This is a genomic window from Streptomyces sp. ALB3 (assembly GCF_044385685.1).
Classification (GTDB): Bacteria; Actinomycetota; Actinomycetes; order Streptomycetales; family Streptomycetaceae; genus Streptomyces.
The window spans coordinates 218,541-237,519 of sequence record NZ_JBISCE010000001.1 but is presented as its reverse complement, the minus strand read 5'-3'; the positions used below and the strand labels follow the sequence as shown (position 1 = coordinate 237,519).

Sequence of the window (18,979 nt, the reverse complement as noted above, 5' to 3'; positions counted from 1 at the left end):
GGCGGTACGCCACCCCCGCTCAGCCCACCTTCTCGACCCCGAGCATGGCGAGCCCCAGCTTGGTCAGCTCCTCCGTCACCTCGTCCGGCCGTGCCCGGCGCGGGCGGCGGGCGTGGTGCGCCATCAGTTCGTGGACCGTGCCGACCATCACCATCACCACGACCCGGTGGTCCCGTTCCTCCACCTCGCCGCGCACCGCCGCACGTTCGGCCTCACCGGTCAGGAAGTCGGTCCACAGGTCACGCCACCGCTTGCAGTGCGCGTCCACCGCCGGGCTCACGCCCAGCACCTCGACGAACGTCACCCGTGCCTCACGCAGGTCCCGGGTCACCGCCGACACATAGGCGTCGAAGAGCCGGCGGAAGCGCTGCTCCACCGGGCAGTCGTCCATCCCCTCGGAGAGCAGGGCCACTTCCGCCGCCCGCAGTCCGCTGGTCGTGATCTGGTTGTGCAGGGCCGTCAACAGGCCTTCCCGGGAGCCGAACTCCTCCCAGAGCACCTCCTCCGGGACCCCGGCCGTCTCGCACAGGTCCTGCTCCGACGTCTGCGCGTAGCCGTAGACCCCGAACAACTCCAGGCCGGCGTCGAGGAGCCGTCCACGGGCCCGCGTACGCGCACCGTCGACCACGCCGGTCAGTTCGTCCACCGGGACATCCACCACGGCTCCTCCTTGATCTGCCCCACATCCGGTGCCCGTGACCGCGGTCGAGCTGATCGCGAGGGCCGGGGAGGGCTCGGGCGCCTCTGGGTGGCGCGTGCGCCATTGTGCTGTCCCGCCCTGCCGTACGCGTCCCGCGCCGCGCCGTCGGGCCCACAGTCCGCCAGGACCGGTGACTGCTCGCACGGGTGTGCAGACCCGCCCCTGTCCGGCGGGAAGGCGCGGTCACCCGATGGCGACGCCCAGTTCGGCGAGCAGACGGCGGACGCGCCGCTCGATCTCGTCACGGATCGGCCGGACGGCGCCGAGCCCCTGCCCGGCCGGATCGTCGAGCCGCCAGTCCAGGTACCGCTTGCCGGGCAGGACGGGGCAACGGTCGCCGCAGCCCATGGTGATCACCACGTCGGAGGCCCGTACGGCGTCGGTGGTCAGCAGCTTCGGCACCCCGGCGGACATGTCGATGCCCACTTCCGCCATCGCCTCCACGGCGGCCGGGTTCACGGCCCCGGCCGGCGCGGAGCCCGCCGAGCGGACCTCCACGGCGTCACCCCCGAGACGGGCGAGGAAGGCGGCGGCCATCTGCGAGCGGCCCGCGTTGTGGACACATACGAACAGCACGGACGGCTTGGACTCAGACACGGGCCGGCCCTTCCGCCACGACGGCGGCCTCGTCGTCCACGGCGGGTCGCCGGGGGAAGAAGCGACGGGTTGCCAGGGCGACATGGACCAGGCCGATCAGGACGGGGACCTCGATGAGCGGGCCCACGACCCCGGCGAGCGCCTGCCCCGAGGCGGCGCCGAAGGTGGCGATGGCGACCGCGATGGCCAGTTCGAAGTTGTTGCCCGCCGCGGTGAACGCCAGGGTCGCCGTTCTCGGGTAGTCCAGCCCGAGCGCGCGTCCGGCCACCATGGAACCGGCCCACATCACGGCGAAGTACACCAGCAGCGGCAGGGCGATCCGGGCGACGTCGAGCGGCTTCGAGGTGATGGGGCCGCCCTGGAGGGCGAACAGCACCACGATCGTGAACAGCAGCCCGTACAGGGCGAACGGACCGATCCTGGGGAGGAACTCCGTCTCGTACCAGGTCCGGCCCCTCGCCCTCTCACCGAGCCTCCGGGTCAGGAACCCGGTCAGCAGCGGAATACCGAGGAAGATCAGCACGGACCGGGCGATCTCCCACGCCGGGACGTCGAGGGCCGTCTGTTCCAGGCCCAGCAGGCCGGGCAGCGCGGACAGGTAGAACCAGCCGAGGAGGCCGAACGCGAGCACTTGGAAGAGGGAGTTGAGCGCGACCAGGACGGCGGCGGCCTCGCGGTCGCCGCAGGCCAGGTCGTTCCAGATGATGACCATGGCGATGCAGCGGGCGAGCCCCACGATGATCAGTCCCGTGCGGTACTCGGGCAGGTCCGGCAGGAAGAGCCAGGCGAGCGCGAACATGAGGGCCGGCCCGACGACCCAGTTGAGGACCAGGGACGGGATCAGCAGGCGCCGGAACGGGGGCCGCCCCGCTTCCTGGGAACGCGCGACGGACTCGGGGCGGTCGTAGCGCACCTTCGCGAGCACCGGGTAGATCATCACGAGCAGGCCGGCCGCGATCGGCAGCGAGACTCCCCCGACGGTGACTTCCGCGAGCACGTCACCGAGGCCGGGGACGAGCCGGCCGAGGCCCAGTCCGGCGGCCATGGCGATCAGGATCCACACGGCGAGGAACCGGTCCAGGAACGCCATCCCGCCCGCGACCGGGCTCGCGCGGACCCGGTCCGCGGCGGCAGGACCCGGGCTCACGGGGTGACCCCCGCCGGACGCGTGAGGACCGCGGCGAGGAGGTCGGTCATCTCGGGCAGCAGCCGGTAGTACACCCAGGTGCCCCGCCGCTCCGAGTCGATGAGCCCGGCCTGCCGGAGCAGCTTGAGGTGGTGGGAGATCGTCGGCTGGGACAGGTCGAAGGCCGGGGTCAGATCGCAGACACAGACCTCCCCGCCCGCCCGGGAGGCGATCATCGACAGCAGCCGCAGCCGCACGGGATCGCCCAGGGCCTTGAAGACCTTCGCCAGCGTCTCGGCCTGGTCCTCGCCCAGGGGGGCGTTCAGCAGGGTCGGGCAGCAACCGTCCGGACGGTCCTGCCCGAGCACCAGGAGCTCGTGATTCGACATGCTTCTATGTTGACGTTCTTCGATCCAAGGCGCAAGCTTGAATCGAAGAACGTCAATACAACAGCCCGAGGAGACGGTCATGTCCCGTGCCCAGCTCGCGCTCAACGTCGCCGATCTCGAAGCGTCGGTGACCTTCTACTCCAAGCTCTTCGGCGTGGAGCCCGCCAAGCGCCGCCCCGGTTACGCCAACTTCGCGATCACCACCCCGCCGCTCAAGCTCGTCCTGATCGAGGGCGAGCCGGGCCAGGAGACGCGCCTGGACCATCTCGGCGTCGAGGTCGGCAGCACCGACGAGGTCACCGCCGCCACCACCCGGCTCCAGGAGGCAGGACTCGCGACCTTCGAGGAGAACGACACGTCGTGCTGCTACGCGCTCCAGGACAAGGTGTGGGTGCACGGCCCCGGCAAGGAGCCCTGGGAGGTGTACGTCGTCAAGGCCGACGCCGCGCAGATGGGCGGAAGCCCCGCCACCGACGGGGCCGCCTGCTGCGGCAGCTGACGGCTTTCAGCGGACCAGCAGGTCGATCACGCCTGTCAGGTCCTCCTCGCCGCCACCCTCGGCCAGTCGGCGGCGCATCAGACCGAAGAGGGGGCTGAGCAGTTCCGGGCTGACGCCCTGCTGCTCGGCCGTGCCCAGGAAGGTCGGTGTGCCGGCCACCTGCATGGCGAGGCTGGAGACGACACCCTCGGTGTAGTCGCCGCTCCGCAACTGCTCGGCGGTCCGACCCGCCGACGGGGCCATGGCGACGAGCCAGTCGGTGAGCAGCGGTGCGAATGACGCGGGGTCGATGTCCTCCTTGCGGATCAGGGCGAAGGCATGGGCGATCCCGGCGGTCATGCCGTACATGGCGCTGAGCAGCGCCACGTCGTACAGGGCCGCGTGGCCCGCGTCCTCGCCGACGTAGGTGGTACCGACCGGGACGCCCAGCGTCTCCCGGTGCTGCTCGAACAGGTCCCGGGAGCCGCTGTAGAAGACGTATCCCCCGGCTTCCGGGACCCCGATCATCGGTGGAACGGCCATCATTCCGCCGTCCAGGTAGCGGGCGCCCCGCGCCCGCGCCCACTCGGCACGGTCCCGGGCCTGGGCGGGGGTGCTGGTGACCAGGTTGACCACGTCCTTGCCGGCCAGTCCGGTGCCGTCCAGCACCTGGCCGACCGAGGCGTCGTCCAGCAGGCAGACGACGACCAGGGTGTTCGCCGCGACCGCCGAGGCGGCGCTCTCCGCGACCCGCGCGCCCTCGGCGGCGAGCGCCCCGGTGCGTGCCGGGTTGCGGTTCCAGACGGTGAGGGGGTGGCCGGCGGCAAGCCAGGCGCGGGCCAGTCCGGCGCCCATGGCGCCGAGGCCCAGCAGGGTGAGCGGGGTCTTCCCCGCCGCGGCCGGCCCATCGGTGTTCTGCTCGGCGGTGGTCGGCCCGGGAGTGGTCGGCTCGGCGGTGGTCGGATCAAGTGCGTTCTGCGTCATGCCGATCAGGCTCGCCCGGGGCTGACGGGTGATCAAGTACGCACTTGGGAGTGGGTGGTTACCCTGAGGTGAGCAAGCACGTCAGAAGGGTGGGGGTATGGCGACGCTGAACCGGCCTGACACGCCGGACGCGCACTCCTGCGGCATCGACACCGCGATGGAGGTCATCGGTGGCAAGTGGAAGGTGCTGATCCTCTGGGCGCTCCACACGCACCCCCGCAGCCGCTTCGGCGAGTTGCGCCGGCTGGTCCCGGGAGTCACCGAGAAGGTCCTGGCCTCCCACCTGCGCGAGATGGAGGCGGACGGGATCGTGCGGCGCGTCTCCTACGACGAGGTGCCGCCCCGCGTGGAGTACTCGCTGACCGAGGACGGCAACCGCCTCAACGCCGCGCTCGAACCGCTCGCCGTGTGGGGACGCGCCCGGCCGGCCGGGCGGCTTCGCGGTGGTCCGCCGCCCAGCGGACCCACGACCGCCCTCACACCGGGGGCCACGCCTCCGTCGGCGGCGTGAGGCAGCAGTCGGATCCGCGCCAGGCCGGTCCGCGCCGCTGCTCAGAGGCGCTTCAGCACGGCTGACTTCGCGGTGGCGAACTCCTCGTCGGTGAGGATTCCGGCCTCGTACAGCTCGCCGAGTTCCCGGAGCCGCCGCAGCAGGACGTCGTGGTCGTCGGGGGCCGGAGCGAGGGCCGGCGCCGCCGCCGGAGCGGCTTCAGCCGCCCTGGCGGGCCCGGCGGGCACCGGCATCCGCACGAGCACGGCGGCGGCGACCAGGACCGCGGTGTACTCACGCTTCGACAGACCCCACAGATCGAGGGAGTACGGGTCGTACTTGGCGGTCGTCGCCGGGGCGGAGCCTCCCCGGACGAAGCGGAGGGAGCCGTTCTCCAGCCCGATGGAGGGGATCCAGCTCACCCCGGTCACTTCCGACAGCGGAAGGGTGACCGCGCCGCCCGCGGTCTTCGACTCCTCGGCCTTCCAGTTCCAGGTCAGGCGGACCGTCTCCCCGTCGAACGACGCCGTGCCGTCCCCGCCGCCACCCGACACGGGCAGGGCGGGCCCCGGCAGCAGGAAGCGGTCCACCGGACCGTCGGGGACCTGCTCGATCAGCAGGGCGTTGCGTATCTCGTCGACGAGGTACTCGGCCACGCCCGTGCGGTCCTTCTCCACCATGAGCTGATACGGGTCGGCGGCGTCCTTCAACCGCCCGTCCGCGGCCCGCAGGACGGGGCAGGCGCCGCTGCGCAGGCGCAGCCGAAGCCGGCCGCCCTTGCGGTCGGGCTCGAACGAGACGCCCGCCACCGCGTGCAGCGGGACGCTCAGTTCGCCCAGGTCCTGCCGCACCGGGTGCACCTTGCTGCCGGGGACGATGCGCACGGTGTCCCCGTCAAAGCTCCATGTGCCGTCACGCGAGATGATGTCCGCCATACGACGGATTCTGCCAGGCGCACCCGCACAGGTGACCGGCCCGCGGGTGGCACGGTGCCTGCCCGCCCCCTTCGCGGGAGCCGCTCGGCCCCGGTCCGGCCCGGGCGCGGTCCTCTTCACGGGAGAGGGCTCCTCGCCCTTTGGCCGGTGTCCGGCACGGACGCTAGGCTGCGTAAACGGAACAACGTTCAGCAGGAGGGGCATCGTGCGCGAGGACACGACTCGGGGACCCGAGGACGACGGCGCCGGGGAGCAGCCCCCCAAGCGGGTGCGCGCCGACGTGCGTCGCAACACCGACGCCCTGCTCACGGCGGCCGCCGAGGTGTTCCTGACCTCGGGCGTCGACGCACCCGTGCGCCAGATCACCGCGAAGGCGGGCGTGGGCGCGGGCACCCTCTACCGCCACTTCCCGCAACGCTCCGACCTCATCGCCGCGGTCTTCCGGCACGAGGTCGACGCCTGCGCCGACGCCGCACCCGCTTTGGCGGCTGAGTACGCACCGGCCGAAGCGCTCGCCAGGTGGCTCCAGCGCCTCGCCCGGTTCTTCGCCACCAAGCGCGGACTCAGCGCCGCCCTGCATTCGGGCGACTCGGCCTACGACAGCCTGCCGTCCTACTTCGAGCAGCGCTTCACGCCCGCGCTCACGGCGCTCGTCGACGCGGCGGTGAAGGCCGGTGAGATCCGTTCCGACGTCGACCCCGAGGACCTGCTGATCGCCACGCGCAACCTGACCCTGCCCGCCGCCGAGGACGACAACGACCACACCCGGCGCATGATCGGCCTCCTCGTCGACGGGCTCCGCTACGGCGCGGGATGAGCCGCCTCGCCCCCGGCGCCGGCCACCCGGACCTGCGCCAAGCGCTCCCGCCACGGCAGAGGGCCGGGTTCGGCCTCCGCCGGGGTCCCCTGCCTCTCCCGGAGTTCGTATGCGGCCTGTCGGCGGCAGGGGCCGCACGCGGTCTCGTCGGCAAGCGGCCGGAAGACGCGCCGCTCCTCCCCCGCTCGTGCGCATGTACCCCGACGCCGCGCTCAGGGACCGACTCGCCCCGCCCGCACCTCCGTTGCCGCTGTCACGCCCCGCCCGCACCGGTCACGCGGCCACGGTGACGGCGTCGATGGCCGGTGTGCGGAGCGTCCTGCGCGCGGTCCCGAGGCTCGTGCCGAGGGTGACCACGGTGGCGACGGCGATGACGGCCAGCCAGATGCCGGGACCCCGGTCCGGCAGGACCTGGCCGGTGCGGACCATCGTGAAGGGGATGATCCCCGCGATCCCCGCGACGGTGCCCAGCACCAGACCTGTCAGCGTGAGGATCAACGCCTCCCAGCCGACCACCCCCAGGACCTGACCGGGTGTCGCTCCGGCGAGGCGCTGCTGGCCGAACTCACGGCTGCGGTACGTCGTCGCCGCGTACAGGCTGTTGACGAGCATGATGCAGGAGAAGACGACGATGATGCCGACGACGACGAGGTTGAGGGTCTCCAGGTTCTTGTCGTCGACGGTCTTGCCCAGACCTGACCTGCCGACCCAGTCGCTCTCGACGCCCTGGATGTAGAGCGTCGCCGTCGCCATACCGGTGAAGACGATCATCGGCATGAGCACTCCGGCGAGCTCCGCGCCGCGCCGGCGCAGATTCCGTGCGCTCAGGTAGCCGCCCGCGCCGCCCAGAGCGGCGAGCGGGCCCCGCAGCAGCTGGAGCACCCGTCCGAGCAGGGACGGTGCGAGGACGGCGCATCCGACGGACAGGAGGATGGCCCCGTAGGCGGGAAACGCCATCAGCATCTCCTCGGTGCTGTCGACGGCGTACGTGGTCAGGACTCCCCCGGTCCCGGCCGCCAGCGCGGCACAGCCGGCCACGGTACGGCCCCGGCGGCGGGACGGGCCGCGGGTCGCGGCAGCGGTTCCGGTGGCACGGCGCACGGCGAGGAACGCGGCGCCCACGGAGGCGAGGAGCGCGATGCCGAAGCCCGAGCCGAGCGCCACGGCGCCGAAGGCGGGGCCGACGTCCGCGGCCACCTGGCCGCTGTCCTTGAACAGGCCGAGCAGCAGCCGGCCGCCGAGCACGGCCGGTCCGACGGCGAGCACCGCGCCGGCCAGTGCCACGACCGCGGACTCCCCGACGACCATGCGGGTGATCTGGGCGGGAGTCGCCCCGCTGCAGCGCAGCAGACGGATCTCCTCGGCGCGCTGCCGGACGCCGACCGTGAGCGTGGAGGCGATGGCGAAGAAGACGAGGAGGGAGCCGTACCCGCCGACGACGCTCGCGGAGAGGGTCATGGACTGTGAGCTGACCGCGTCGACTCCGGGAGCCGCCGCCGTGTCGTGCAGGGAACTGAACGTCATGATGATCACGGCGCCGAGGAACGCCGAGACCAGGGTGGCGAGGAAGCGCCCCGGGCGCTTACGGACCGAGCGCATGGCCAGGAACAGCATCGCTCACACCCCCATCAGGGGGCCGTCGCCCGCGCGTCGTCCGGCCGCGCCGTCCCCGAGGCGGGTCATGCGTTCGGCGACGGCCTCGGCGGTGGGCGCGGACAGGTGGCCCGCGAGCCGCCCGTCGGCGAGGAAGAGCACCGAGTCGGCGTAGGAGGCGGCCACCGGGTCGTGCGTGACTAGTACGACGGTGCTGCCGTGCAGTCGGACCGTCTCCCTCAGCAGGCTCAGCACGTCGTGTGCGCTGCGTGTGTCCAGGGCGCCGGTCGGCTCGTCGGCGAAGACCACGCCGGGCCGGGTGACCAGGGCGCGCGCGATCGCGACCCGCTGGCGCTGTCCGCCGGAGAGCTCGTCGGGGAGGTGCCCGAGGCGCTCGCCGAGCCCCACCTGCCCGAGGATCGCCCGGACCCGCTCCCTGTTGGCCTTCCGTCCGGCAAGCCGCAGCGGGAGCGAGGTGTTCTCCTCGACCGTCAGGGTGGGCAGCAGGTTGTACTGCTGGAAGACGAAGCCGATCCGGTCCCGCCGGAATCTCGTGAGCGCCGCCTCGCTGCCGCCGCTCATCTCCTCGCCGTCGACGAGGATCTGTCCCCGGTCGGGACGGTCCAGGCCCGCCGCGCACTGGAGCAGCGTGGACTTCCCCGACCCGGAGGGACCCATCACCGCGGTGAAGCTCCCCGACGGCAGACTCAGGGTCACCCCGTCGAGGGCGGTCACCGCACCGTCCCCCGTTCCGTACACCTTGCTCACCGAGACCAGCCGCAGAGCCTCGGCCGTCCGGCTCGTGCGCTGCCGTGCGCGTTCGGACATGGTGATCACCCTCTGCTCCCCGGACGCGCTCTGCGCCACGTCCACGACGCTACGGACGGGAGCGGGCGGGCACATGGGGCGTACGCCCCGGAGTTCCGGGTGGTACTGGGTACACCCCGCGCGGGTGTCGGCACCCGGGTACCGTACCCCTGGGGGTATGTGGCCCACCATGACTCCGGGGAGGAACCGTGCAGCTCGACATGGCGGCGGACGAGTTGAGGTCCGTGCTCAACCGGCTGCGCCGGGCCCAGGGGCAGATCGCCGGGGTCATCCGGATGATCGAGGAGGGCAGGGACTGCGAGGAGGTGGTCACGCAACTGGCCGCCGCGTCCCGGGCGCTGGACAGGGCGGGGTTCTCCATCATCGCCGCGGGACTCGAACAGTGCCTGGCCGAGGAAGGGCAGGCGCCCGGCGACAAGGACCGGATGCGTGCCCGCCTGGAGAAGTTGTTCCTCTCCCTGGCCTGAGAGCCGCGTGCCTGTCAGCGCTCCGGGAACGCCTCGCCGCACGCACTGCAGAACACCGGTGCCCGGTCCGCCGACAGCCGCCCGCACTCCGGGCACACCAGGTCCAGCATGCAGGGGGCCTCGCCGCCCTCGTGGGCGGGAGTCCGCACGGCCGGCCCGATCGTGAGCCCCGGGCGCCTGCGGTGCACCGTGAGGTACGTCAGCCCCTCCGGGCCGGCTTCCAGAGCCCGGCGGGAGGTACGGGGCAGCCAGGTGACCGTCGTGGGGACGAGGTCGAGGGTGTCGCCGGCTGCCGTCCGCAGGCTGCCGGCGCCCGCGAGGACGACGAGGAGCACGTCGAGGACGTCCTCCTGGTGCTCGCCCACCCCGGCGCCCGGTGGCAGACGGACGAGGTTGGCGTCCAGCTCCCGCCCCTGCTCGGCGAGATGCCAGAGCGCGCCGCGCCCGCCTGGGGCGGTGGAGGCGAGCAACTCGTCCAGCACGGCCAGCACCTGCGGGGTGGCGTCCACTCGGCGGCCTCCTCGTCATGTCGCTCATGGGCCTCGCGGGCCGGGGCGAAGCCGGTCCTCCGGCCAGTTTGTCACGGCGGTCCGGACGCCGGCGGGCCGTACCCGGGCCCCGCTCCCGGCCCGCCGGGAGGCAGGCCGGCGCGGGTGCGGCCCGGACGGAAGGCCTCCGTAAGTGGAGGCCGTTCCCGCCAGCCCCGAACCACCGGACAGGCCCTGCTCATCGCTGTACCCTCGCCGGATGATTCAGCCGCCAACCCCGGTCGCGGACGCCGAATGCGTGGCGCTGACGCGGACCCTGCGCCGCCGGGGCACCGTCGTCCTCTCGGTGTTCGCCCTCGTCTGGGCCTTCGCCGGAGCCTCCGGGCTGGCGTCCTCCGGCGCGGCCCTCGCCGTCGAGGTCATCGCGGCGCCGGTCACCGCGACCGTGGTCTTCCTCGCCTACCGCAAGGGCGCCGCCCCCTCGCCCCGCATGGTCACTCCTCCCGCGAACTGGGCGCGGTCGGTCGGCATCGTCAACGTCGCCGAACTCGCGGCGATCTTCGCGGTGATCGCGGCGTCCAACGCCTCCGGCCGTCCCGAGCTCGTTCCGCCTGCCGTCGCGCTGGTGGTCGGCCTCCACTTCGTCCCGCTCGCGCGGCTCTACGACCAGTGGCAGTACAAGGCGACGGCCGCGCTGCTGAGCGCCGCCGCGGTCCTCGGTTTCGGCCTCGTCGCGGCCGGCCTGTCGGACGGGAGCGTGCGCGCCGTGGTGGGTCTGGCCTCAGCGGTGACACTGTGGGCGTCCGCCTGCCACGTGGCCGTCAGGGGCTGACGGCGCCCACGGCACGGACCGGGCACCGGGGGCCCGTCGGGCGTCGCCCGGCACGCGGAGAGGCCGGCCGGCCCGTCCGTGCACCGCCCGGCCCCTCCCTGTCCGTCCGTCAGCCGCCGCCCCGGCTGCGGGGGCGCACCCGCCGGAAGGCGGAGGACCCCTCGGTAGGGTGGGGGCGACAGACCATCGAGGACCTGACCGAGGAGCAGACGTGAGCGAGCCGGCGAACATCGCCCTGCAGCAGGAGATCGCACGGGAACTGGAGGTCGCGGAGACCTTCGACGCCGGGCAGGAGACCGAACGCCGGGTGGCCTTCCTCGCCGAGCGGCTGACCTCCACGGGTCTGCGCTCCCTGGTGCTCGGCATCAGCGGCGGCGTGGACTCCACCACCGCCGGCCGGCTGTGCCAGCTCGCCGTCGAGCGCGTCCGTGCCGCGGGTCACGAGGCGCGGTTCTACGCGATGCGCCTCCCCTACGGGGTCCAGGCCGACGAGCACGACGCCCAGCTCGCGCTGTCCTTCATCCGGCCCGACCACGTGCTGACCGTGGACATCAAGCCCGCGACCGACGCCACGCAGGCCTCCCTGCTCGCCGGCGACGTGACCTTCCGCGACCCGCACCACCAGGACTTCGTGCTCGGCAACGTCAAGGCGCGGCAGCGCATGATCGCGCAGTACGCGGTGGCCGGTGCGCACGAAGGCCTCGTCGTCGGGACGGACCACGCGGCCGAGGCGGTCTCCGGCTTCTTCACCAAGTTCGGGGACGGCGCCGCCGACGTGGTCCCGCTGACGGGCCTCACCAAGCGCCGGGTGCGCTCCGTCGCCGAGGCGCTGGGCGCGCCTGCCGAGCTCGTCGGGAAGGTGCCGACGGCCGACCTGGAGACGCTCGACCCCGGCAAGGCGGACGAGCAGGCCCTCGGCGTCACCTACGACGCCATCGACGACTTCCTCGAGGGCAAGCCGGTGGACGAGCAGACCTTCGACACGATCGTCGGCCGCTACCGCCTCACCGACCACAAGCGTCGTCTGCCCCTGGGCCCGTGAGGCCCCCGAGGTGACGGGCCGGTCCCGGGGGCGGTTCCCCGGGCCGGCCCGGACCCGCACCCGGGGCTCTGTCCCGCACCGCACTCACGCCCACCGCACCGGCAGGAGAGGACGCCACCGTGGACCGTGGCCCCGACGGGACGTACCCGCCGATCGAGCCGCATGAGCGGGGGATGCTGGACGTCGGTGACGGCAACCTCGTGTACTGGGAGGTCTGCGGCAACCCCGTCGGGAAGCCGGCCCTCGTCGTCCACGGCGGACCCGGCTCGGGGTGCGGGGTCAGGCCCCGGCAGTACTTCGACCCGGACCGCTACCGCGTCGTGCTGTTCGACCAGCGCAACTGCGGTCGCTCCACCCCGCACGCGAGCGACCCCGCCGCCGACATGCGGCACAACACGACGGCGCACCTGATCGCCGACATGGAGTCCCTGCGCGACCACCTCGGCATCGGGAAGTGGCTGCTGTACGGGGGGTCCTGGGGCTCCACACTGATCCTCGCGTACGCCGAACAGCACCCGGAGCGGGTCACGGAGATCGTGATCCCGGCGGTGACGACGACCCGGCGCAGCGAGATCGACTGGCTGTACCGGGGAGCGGGACAGATCTTCCCCGAGGCCTGGGACCTGTTCCGGGCCGGTGTCCCGGAGGCCGGGGGCCCCGGTGGTCTCGTGGCCGCGTACGCCCGGCGGATGGAGAGCCCCGACGCGGACGTGCGGGCGAAGGCCACGGCCGACTGGTGCGCCTGGGAGGACGCCGTCCTGTCCATGGAGACCCGCACCGGCCCGGCGGCGTACGGCGGGCGGCCGGACCGGGACCAGCAGGCGCTCGTCAGGATCTGCTCGCACTACTTCGCCCACGCGGCCTGGCTGGAAGAAGGGCAGCTGATCCGTGACGCCGGCCGTCTGGCGGGCATCCCCGGCGTCCTGGTGCACGGCCGCTTCGACCTGGCCGGCCCGCTGACCACTGCCTGGGAGCTGGCCAGGGCGTGGCCGGACGCCGAGCTGACGGTGATCGAGGACGCGGGTCACCGGGGCGGCCCGGCGACGACCAGGGCGCTGCTGGCCGCACTGGACCGCTTCGCGCGGCACGCCTGAGGCCGCCCTTGCTTCGAGTGCGCTCGAAGGAGTTGGCTTGGGGCCCATGAAGTACACGCAGCTCGGACGCACCGGACTCAAAGTCAGCCGCCTCGTACTGGGAACGATGAACTTCGGCCCCCAGACCAACGAGAGCGACAGCCACGCACTCATGGACGCCGCCCTGGACGCGGGCGTCAACTTCTTCGACACGGCGAACGTCTACGGCTGGGGTGAGAACAAGGGCCGCACCGAGGAGATCCTCGGCACCTGGTTCGCCCAGGGCGGCGACCGCCGTGACAAGGTCGTCCTCGCCACCAAGGTCTACGGCAACATGGGCGCCGACGGCCCGGCGTGGCCCAACCACGACAAGCTGTCCGCCCTCAACATCCGCCGCGCGGTCGACGCCAGCCTCAAGCGGCTCCAGACGGACCACATCGACCTGTACCAGTTCCACCACGTCGACCGGGACACCCCCGTCGACGAGATCTGGCAGGCCATCGACGTACTGATCCAGCAGGGCAAGATCCTTTACGCGGGCTCGTCCAACTTCTCGGGCTACAAGATCGCCCAGGCGAACGAGCGGGCCCGGCAGCGGGGCAGCTACGGCCTGGTCAGCGAGCAGTGCATCTACAACCTGATGGAGCGCGGCGCCGAGATGGAGGTCATCCCGGCCGCCCAGGAGTACGGCCTCGGGGTCATCCCGTGGTCGCCGCTGCACGGCGGGCTGCTCGGCGGGGCGATCCGCAAGGAGCGCGACGGCGGCGGCGCCCGGTCCACCTCCGGCCGGTCAGGCGAGGCGCTGGCCGACCCGAAGGTGCGCGCCCAGGTCCAGGCGTACGAGGACCTCCTGGAGAAGCACGGCCTGGAGCCCGGCGAGGCCGGGCTGGCCTGGCTGCTCACCCGGCCCGGCGTCACGGGCCCGATCTCCGGGCCGCGCACGCGGGAGCAGCTCGACTCGGCGGTGCGCGCGGTCGAGCTGGAGCTGTCGGACGAGGTACTGACGGCCCTGGACGAGATCTTCCCGGGTCCGGGTCCGTCGCCGGAGAACTTCGCCTGGTAGGGACGCGGCGCGCCTGCGGCCTCCGCCCCCGGGGTCAGCCTCCGAGGGCGGAGGCCGCCGCCACGACGACGAACATCAGTACGAGCACGGCCGCCATGATGCGGTTTCTGGTCTTCGGGTCCACCCGACGAGCGTAACCGCCCCGCTCACCGTCCCAGCGGCCAGGCCCGCACCACCTCGTACCTGGGCTGCTCCCCCGGCACCCCGTCCACCGGCAGGTTGCTGCGTACGAGACTGAGCTGACCGGCCTCCCAGCGCACGCCCTCGAACCCTTCCAGCGCCGCCGTGTACGGGGACAGGTCGGCCTGGACCCGGCTGCGGGCCAGGGTGAGGTGCGGGGTGTAGTGGCGGTGCTCCTCCATCGGGATCCCTGCCCTGCGCGCCGCGGCCTGGGCCCGCCCGGCCAGGAGCCGCAGCGTGTCGAGCCCTCCCGCCGCCCCCGCCCAGAGCGCCCGCCCGTCGAACCGGCCGGCACCGCTGATCCGGAGCGGGAACGGTTCGGTGCGGTGCGCGGCCCGCGCCAGCCGGGCGTACAGCTCGGGCAGCAGTCCCTCGTCGACGTCGCCGAGGAAGGCCAGCGTGTAGTGCCAGCCGGCGCGGGCGGTCCAGCGGAGGCCGGCGGCGCCGGGCAGCCGGTGCAGCGGGGCGAGGGCCCCGGCCAGCTCGTCGGCGGCGGGCTCCGGCGGCAGGACGGCGGCGAAGAGTCTCTGGCTGCTCATGCGGCGAGTGTCCCAGCGACCGCACGCGCCCACCGGCCCTGGCCTGCCGTCCGCCGCCCCCTCCGCGCGGAGAGGGCGGCGTGACCGCAACCGCTCAGGCAGCCGTCGCCAGCTGTTCGCGCGGCACTATGCGCACGTGCGGGCGCCCGGGACGCAGGTCGACCTTCAGACGCAGGCCGCCGACCCGGGTCAGCATGAAGCCGACACCGAGCGCCGCCACCATCGAGATCGCCCCGCCGGCCGCCATGCCCGTGCGCGCGCCGTAGGTGTCGCTGATCCAGCCGACGATCGGGGCTCCCACCGGTGTGCCCCCGGCGAAGACCATCATGTACAGGCTCATCACCCGGCCCCGCATCTCCGGGTCCGAGGCCATCTGGACGCTCGTGTTGGCGCTGATGTTGGTCGTCAGACCGATCATGCCGATCGGGACCAGCAGCAGCGAGAACAGCCAGACGGTGGGGGACAGGGCCGCGGCGATCTCCAGCAGGCCGAACAGCGTGCCCGCGGCCACCAGCATCCGCAGCCGCGAGGAGCGGCGGCGGGCGGCGAGCAGGGCACCCGCGAGGGAGCCGGCCGCCATGAGGATGTTGAAGAACGAGTACATCCCCGCGTCGCCGTGGAAGACGTCGTCGGCGAAGGCCGTCAGGAAGATCGGGAAGTTGAACCCGAACGTGCCGACGAAGCCGACCAGCACGATCGGCCAGATCAGCTCGGGTCTGCCCGACACGTAACGCAGTCCTTCGCGCAGCTGGCCCTTGGCGCGCTTCACGGTCACGGACGCGTGGAGCTCGCTCGTCCGCATCATCATCAGACCGACGAGCGGGGCGATGAACGACAGCCCGTTGAACATGAAGGCCCAGCCGCTGCCGACCGTGGTGATCAGGACACCCGCGACGGCGGGGCCGATGAGCCGGGCGGACTGGAAGTTCGCCGAGTTCAGGCTGACCGCGTTGCGCAGCTGCGCGGGGCCGACCATCTCGCTGACGAACGACTGACGCGCCGGGTTGTCGACGACGGTCACCATGCCGAGCAGGAAGGCGATCAGATAGACGTGCCAGACCTCCACGACGCCGGAGAGGGTCAGGACGGCGAGCGCGATTCCGCACAGGCCCAGGGCCGCCTGGCTGATGACGAGCAGACGCCGCTTCGGGAGCCGGTCGGCGATGACGCCGCCGTACAGGCCGAAGAGCAGCATCGGGAGGAACTGGAGGGCCGTGGTGATACCGACGGCGGCGGCGGACCCGGTGAGGCTCAGGACGAGCCAGTCCTGCGTGATGCGGGACATCCAGGTACCGGTGTTGGAGATCACGGCGCCCGTGGCGAACAGGCGGTAGTTACGGATCTTCAGCGACGAGAAGGTCCCGCCGGTCTTGCTCTCGTGGGTGGAAGTCGGTGCGGGGGCGGAGTCTGCTCCGGATCCCGTACTCAAAAGAGTTCGCCTCCTCGGACGTATACGGCGTTCGGACTGACGAGGACGTGACGGCGGGGCGCCGCGGGCCCAGGACTGCGGGCCCGCGTGCGCCCCGTGCGTCAGAGGTGGGCGAGCTTCTCCAGCACGGGCGCGGCGGCCCGCAGCTTCTCCCACTCGTCCTCGTCCAGGCCCTCGGCGAGGTTGGCCAGCCAGGCGTTCCGCTTGGAGCGGGACTCGGCGAGCATGGCTTCCGCCTGCTCGGTCCGGCTGACCATCTTCTGCCGACGGTCATCGGGGTGCGGTTCCAGTCTGACCAGCCCCTTGGCCTCCAGCAGCGCGACGATGCGGGTCATCGACGGCGGCTGCACGTGCTCCTTGCGGGCCAGCTCACCGGGGGTGGCGGAGCCGCAACGGGCGAGGGTGCCGAGCACCGACATCTCGGTGGGGCTCAGCGACTCGTCGACGCGCTGGTGCTTCAGGCGCCGGCCCAGCAGCATCACGGCGGAGCGAAGGGAGCTCACGGCGGCGGCACTGTCACCGTCGTGGATCAGGTCAGGCATGTTCATTAGCGTAACTCATTAGCCGTGCTAAATACCAGCCGGTGGTACACGCGCGAGAAACTGATCACCCGAACGAGTGAGTGTGGGGCGGAAAGAACCACGAAAAGGCTGCGTGTGCCGCGACCCTGCTTGGCATGGGATCGACAGTGCTCAGCCTGCGCATGGACGGTGAGCTGCTCGACCGGCTCCGCCGGCACGCCGCCAGACGCGGCATGAGCGTCCAGGACTACGTGGTCCGCACGCTCGTCCGTGACGACTTCGACGAGCGCTTCCACGCGGCCGTCGACGAGACGGAGAAGTTCTACGGGGCGGAACCCCGCCACGCGGACCCGGCCGACCGGGTCACATGACGGGGTTCCGCCCCGCGGAGGTGGAGACGGCCGGGACCCCGGGGGCTCCGACGCCTCCTGACGCGCCTACGTGAGGCCGAGCGCCGGCATCGCGTAGTAGAAGACGAAGACCGCGGACACCACGTACATGGCCGCCGGGACCTCCCGGCCGCGGCCCGCCGCGAGGCGCATCACGCTGAACGCGATGCAGCCGATGCCGATGCCGTTGGTGATCGAGTACGTGAGCGGCATCATCAGCATGGCCATGAAGGCCGGGATGGCCAGCGTGAGGTCGCCCCAGTCGACGTCACGGACGTTGCCCGCGAGGATCAGGAACCCGACCGCGATCAGCGCCGGGGTCGCCGCCTGCGAGGGGACCATCGTCGCCAGCGGCGTCAGGAACAGCGCCACCGCGAAGAGCAGCCCGCTGACCACGCTCGCGAGCCCCGTGCGGGCCCCCTCGCCGACGCCCGCCGTGGACTCCACGAAGCAGGTCGACGCGGAGGAGGAGCTCACACCGCCCGCGGCGACGGCGACACCGTCGACGAGGAGCACCTTGTTGATGCCCGGGAAGTTGCCGTCCTTGTCCATCAGCTTAGCCTCGTCGCCCACGCCGAGGATCGTGCCCATCGCGTCGAAGAAGCAGGACAGCAGCACGGTGAAGACGAAGAGGACGCCGGTGAGGACACCGACCTTCCCGAAGCCGCCGAACAGGCTGACCTGACCGATCAGCCCGAAGTCCGGGGAGGCCACCGGATTGCCCGGCCACTCGGGGACGGTCAGCCCCCACGCGCCGGCCGGCAGGTCGGCGACGGCGTCGATGACCAGCGCGACGACCGTCATGACGACGATGGAGAGCAGGATGGCGCCCGGCACCTTGCGGACGATCAGCGCCAGGGTGAGCAGCGTGCCGAGCACGAAGACCAGGACCGGCCAGCCGTTGAGGTGGCCGTCGCTGCCGAGCTGCAGCGGGACCGTGGTGTGCGCGGCGTCCGGGATGCGGGAGACGAAGCCGGAGTCGACCAGGCCGACCAGGAGCACGAAGAGGCCGATGCCCATCGCGATGCCCTTGCGGAGCGACCGGGGCACGGCGTTCATCACGCGCTCGCGCAGCCCGGTCGCGACCAGCAGCATCACGACGATGCCCGCGAGGACGACCATGCCCATGGCGTCGGCCCAGCTCATCCGGGGGGCGAGCTGGAGGGCGACGACGGTGTTGACGCCGAGACCGGCGGCGAGCGCGATCGGCACGTTGCCGATGACACCCATCAGGAGCGTGGAGAACGCCGCCGCCAGCACGGTGGCCGTGACGAGCTGGCCCCCGTCGAGCTGGTGCCCGTACATGTCCTTCGCGCTGCCGAGGATGATCGGGTTGAGCACGATGATGTACGCCATCGCGAAGAACGTGGCGAAACCGCCACGGACCTCGCGCGCGACCGTCGACCCCCGCTCGGAGATCTTGAAGTAGCGGTCGAGGACGCCGTGGGGCTGCTGCGGCGCAGGAGGCTGATCGACCGGAGCGGTGGCCGAGGAGGACATGTATGACCTTCAGTCGTGCATCGAGGGGAAGGAGGCAGTGGCTTTTTGGATGTTCACACGAATAATTCCAGTCATCCGTAAGCAGATTCAGTATGAATACATAAGCGAAAGATCGCTATCTCCGCGCGTAGATCCTTGGGCCGACTGGCCCGCGCCACCCCGGCTAGACTGACCGCATGGAGAAGTGGACACCCAAGCACGAGGCACCCGAGCCCCTTGAGGGTCCCGTCGTCGCCACCGTCACCGGCGGCACGATCCTCTGGTTCGTCCTCTTCCTCGTCCAGGTCCCCTTCTACGGCTGGTTCGACGACCGGGGTCACGCCTGGTGGATCTGGGTGTGCCTGGCCGGTGCCGGTCTGGGCCTCATCGGCATCCGGTACGTCCGGGGGCGCGACGCCGCGCTGAAGCGGGCCGCCGCCCAGGCCGCCGCAGAGGAGTCCGCGCCGGACGGCGCGCGCCACTGATCCGGGCGGCCCCGCTCCGGGCCGCTCTCCCGCCCCTGCCGTACGACCCGGGGAC

At 72.1% G+C, this 18,979-nt stretch carries 23 protein-coding genes; 10 read left to right on the top strand and 13 right to left on the bottom strand.

The genetic code is table 11. The annotated features are described in order from the left end of the window. Positions 1-19: 19 nt before the first annotated feature. The 4 genes from ACHFIV_RS01230 to ACHFIV_RS01215 all read right to left on the bottom strand — a co-directional run bounded on the left by ACHFIV_RS01230 (position 20) and on the right by ACHFIV_RS01215 (position 2,812). On the bottom strand, positions 20-661 hold the full coding sequence (locus ACHFIV_RS01230) for a TetR/AcrR family transcriptional regulator (protein ID WP_398962166.1): 642 nt from the start codon (positions 659-661) through the stop codon (positions 20-22). A 222-nt stretch (positions 662-883) separates the two neighbouring features. Beyond that, complete coding sequence (locus ACHFIV_RS01225) at positions 884-1,297, bottom strand: arsenate reductase ArsC (RefSeq protein ID WP_398962164.1); 414 nt, start codon at positions 1,295-1,297, stop codon at positions 884-886. Beyond that, positions 1,290-2,387 (bottom strand): ACR3 family arsenite efflux transporter, encoded by a 1,098-nt coding sequence (gene arsB, locus ACHFIV_RS01220; RefSeq protein WP_398962386.1) that lies wholly within the window; start codon positions 2,385-2,387, stop codon positions 1,290-1,292. The genes ACHFIV_RS01225 and arsB overlap by 8 nt, the downstream gene beginning before the upstream one ends. A gap of 53 nt (positions 2,388-2,440) precedes the next feature. Then, entirely contained in the window at positions 2,441-2,812 is a 372-nt protein-coding gene (locus ACHFIV_RS01215; RefSeq protein WP_398962162.1) for an ArsR/SmtB family transcription factor, read from the bottom strand. A gap of 79 nt (positions 2,813-2,891) precedes the next feature. On the opposite strand from ACHFIV_RS01215, the gene ACHFIV_RS01210 reads away from it, so the two are divergent. Continuing rightward, on the top strand, positions 2,892-3,311 hold the full coding sequence (locus ACHFIV_RS01210) for an ArsI/CadI family heavy metal resistance metalloenzyme (protein ID WP_398962160.1): 420 nt from the start codon (positions 2,892-2,894) through the stop codon (positions 3,309-3,311). Between the two features lie 6 nt (positions 3,312-3,317). Here the strand turns inward: ACHFIV_RS01210 and ACHFIV_RS01205 are convergent, their stop codons facing one another. Further along, complete coding sequence (locus ACHFIV_RS01205) at positions 3,318-4,274, bottom strand: NAD(P)-dependent oxidoreductase (protein ID WP_398962158.1); 957 nt, start codon at positions 4,272-4,274, stop codon at positions 3,318-3,320. 97 nt (positions 4,275-4,371) lie between these two features. On the opposite strand from ACHFIV_RS01205, the gene ACHFIV_RS01200 reads away from it, so the two are divergent. Further along, complete coding sequence (locus ACHFIV_RS01200; protein WP_398962156.1) at positions 4,372-4,785, top strand: winged helix-turn-helix transcriptional regulator; 414 nt, start codon at positions 4,372-4,374, stop codon at positions 4,783-4,785. Positions 4,786-4,826: 41 nt separating this feature from the next. Here the strand turns inward: ACHFIV_RS01200 and ACHFIV_RS01195 are convergent, their stop codons facing one another. Next, entirely contained in the window at positions 4,827-5,699 is an 873-nt protein-coding gene (locus tag ACHFIV_RS01195; protein WP_398962153.1) for a DUF4429 domain-containing protein, read from the bottom strand. 205 nt (positions 5,700-5,904) lie between these two features. On the opposite strand from ACHFIV_RS01195, the gene ACHFIV_RS01190 reads away from it, so the two are divergent. Beyond that, on the top strand, positions 5,905-6,516 hold the full coding sequence (locus tag ACHFIV_RS01190) for a TetR/AcrR family transcriptional regulator (protein WP_398962150.1): 612 nt from the start codon (positions 5,905-5,907) through the stop codon (positions 6,514-6,516). Between the two features lie 273 nt (positions 6,517-6,789). Here the strand turns inward: ACHFIV_RS01190 and ACHFIV_RS01185 are convergent, their stop codons facing one another. Both ACHFIV_RS01185 and ACHFIV_RS01180 read right to left on the bottom strand, forming a co-directional pair. After that, positions 6,790-8,130, bottom strand: a complete 1,341-nt coding sequence (locus ACHFIV_RS01185; RefSeq protein ID WP_398962148.1) for an FtsX-like permease family protein — start codon at positions 8,128-8,130, stop codon at positions 6,790-6,792. A 3-nt stretch (positions 8,131-8,133) separates the two neighbouring features. After that, complete coding sequence (locus ACHFIV_RS01180) at positions 8,134-8,937, bottom strand: ABC transporter ATP-binding protein (RefSeq protein WP_398962383.1); 804 nt, start codon at positions 8,935-8,937, stop codon at positions 8,134-8,136. Positions 8,938-9,125: 188 nt separating this feature from the next. Between ACHFIV_RS01180 and ACHFIV_RS01175 the strand changes: the two genes are divergently transcribed. Beyond that, positions 9,126-9,404 carry a metal-sensitive transcriptional regulator gene (locus tag ACHFIV_RS01175; RefSeq protein ID WP_398962145.1) on the top strand — a complete coding sequence of 93 codons (279 nt, stop codon included), beginning with the start codon at positions 9,126-9,128 and terminating at the stop codon, positions 9,402-9,404. Between the two features lie 14 nt (positions 9,405-9,418). On the opposite strand, the gene ACHFIV_RS01170 is transcribed toward ACHFIV_RS01175, so the two are convergent. After that, on the bottom strand, positions 9,419-9,913 hold the full coding sequence (locus ACHFIV_RS01170) for a hypothetical protein (protein WP_398962143.1): 495 nt from the start codon (positions 9,911-9,913) through the stop codon (positions 9,419-9,421). Positions 9,914-10,151: 238 nt separating this feature from the next. Between ACHFIV_RS01170 and ACHFIV_RS01165 the strand changes: the two genes are divergently transcribed. The 4 genes from ACHFIV_RS01165 to ACHFIV_RS01150 all read left to right on the top strand — a co-directional run bounded on the left by ACHFIV_RS01165 (position 10,152) and on the right by ACHFIV_RS01150 (position 13,902). After that, entirely contained in the window at positions 10,152-10,724 is a 573-nt protein-coding gene (locus ACHFIV_RS01165; RefSeq protein WP_398962140.1) for a DUF7010 family protein, read from the top strand. Between the two features lie 211 nt (positions 10,725-10,935). After that, a complete protein-coding gene (nadE, locus tag ACHFIV_RS01160) occupies positions 10,936-11,766 on the top strand; it encodes an ammonia-dependent NAD(+) synthetase (protein ID WP_398962137.1) in 831 nt (276 codons plus the stop codon). Between the two features lie 119 nt (positions 11,767-11,885). Then, the gene (gene pip / locus ACHFIV_RS01155; protein ID WP_398962134.1) at positions 11,886-12,860 is read left to right on the top strand and encodes a prolyl aminopeptidase; all 975 of its coding nucleotides are present in this window, start codon (positions 11,886-11,888) and stop codon (positions 12,858-12,860) included. A gap of 46 nt (positions 12,861-12,906) precedes the next feature. Beyond that, positions 12,907-13,902, top strand: a complete 996-nt coding sequence (locus tag ACHFIV_RS01150) for an aldo/keto reductase (protein ID WP_398962131.1) — start codon at positions 12,907-12,909, stop codon at positions 13,900-13,902. A gap of 146 nt (positions 13,903-14,048) precedes the next feature. Here ACHFIV_RS01150 and thpR read toward each other — a convergent pair whose 3' ends face one another. The 3 genes from thpR to ACHFIV_RS01135 form a co-directional block, all read right to left on the bottom strand. After that, positions 14,049-14,621: an RNA 2',3'-cyclic phosphodiesterase gene (gene thpR / locus ACHFIV_RS01145; RefSeq protein ID WP_398962128.1), complete on the bottom strand. Its 573-nt coding sequence runs from the start codon at positions 14,619-14,621 to the stop codon at positions 14,049-14,051. 94 nt (positions 14,622-14,715) lie between these two features. Further along, positions 14,716-16,050, bottom strand: a complete 1,335-nt coding sequence (locus tag ACHFIV_RS01140) for an MFS transporter (RefSeq protein ID WP_398962125.1) — start codon at positions 16,048-16,050, stop codon at positions 14,716-14,718. Positions 16,051-16,151: 101 nt separating this feature from the next. Beyond that, positions 16,152-16,592: a MarR family winged helix-turn-helix transcriptional regulator gene (locus tag ACHFIV_RS01135; RefSeq protein ID WP_031093273.1), complete on the bottom strand. Its 441-nt coding sequence runs from the start codon at positions 16,590-16,592 to the stop codon at positions 16,152-16,154. A 134-nt stretch (positions 16,593-16,726) separates the two neighbouring features. On the opposite strand from ACHFIV_RS01135, the gene ACHFIV_RS01130 reads away from it, so the two are divergent. Continuing rightward, positions 16,727-16,942 (top strand): hypothetical protein, encoded by a 216-nt coding sequence (locus ACHFIV_RS01130; RefSeq protein WP_398962122.1) that lies wholly within the window; start codon positions 16,727-16,729, stop codon positions 16,940-16,942. Positions 16,943-17,008: 66 nt separating this feature from the next. On the opposite strand, the gene ACHFIV_RS01125 is transcribed toward ACHFIV_RS01130, so the two are convergent. Further along, complete coding sequence (locus ACHFIV_RS01125) at positions 17,009-18,460, bottom strand: NCS2 family permease (RefSeq protein ID WP_398962120.1); 1,452 nt, start codon at positions 18,458-18,460, stop codon at positions 17,009-17,011. Positions 18,461-18,636: 176 nt separating this feature from the next. Between ACHFIV_RS01125 and ACHFIV_RS01120 the strand changes: the two genes are divergently transcribed. Then, positions 18,637-18,924, top strand: a complete 288-nt coding sequence (locus ACHFIV_RS01120) for a DUF2530 domain-containing protein (protein WP_398962117.1) — start codon at positions 18,637-18,639, stop codon at positions 18,922-18,924. The last annotated feature ends 55 nt before the right edge of the window (positions 18,925-18,979 follow it).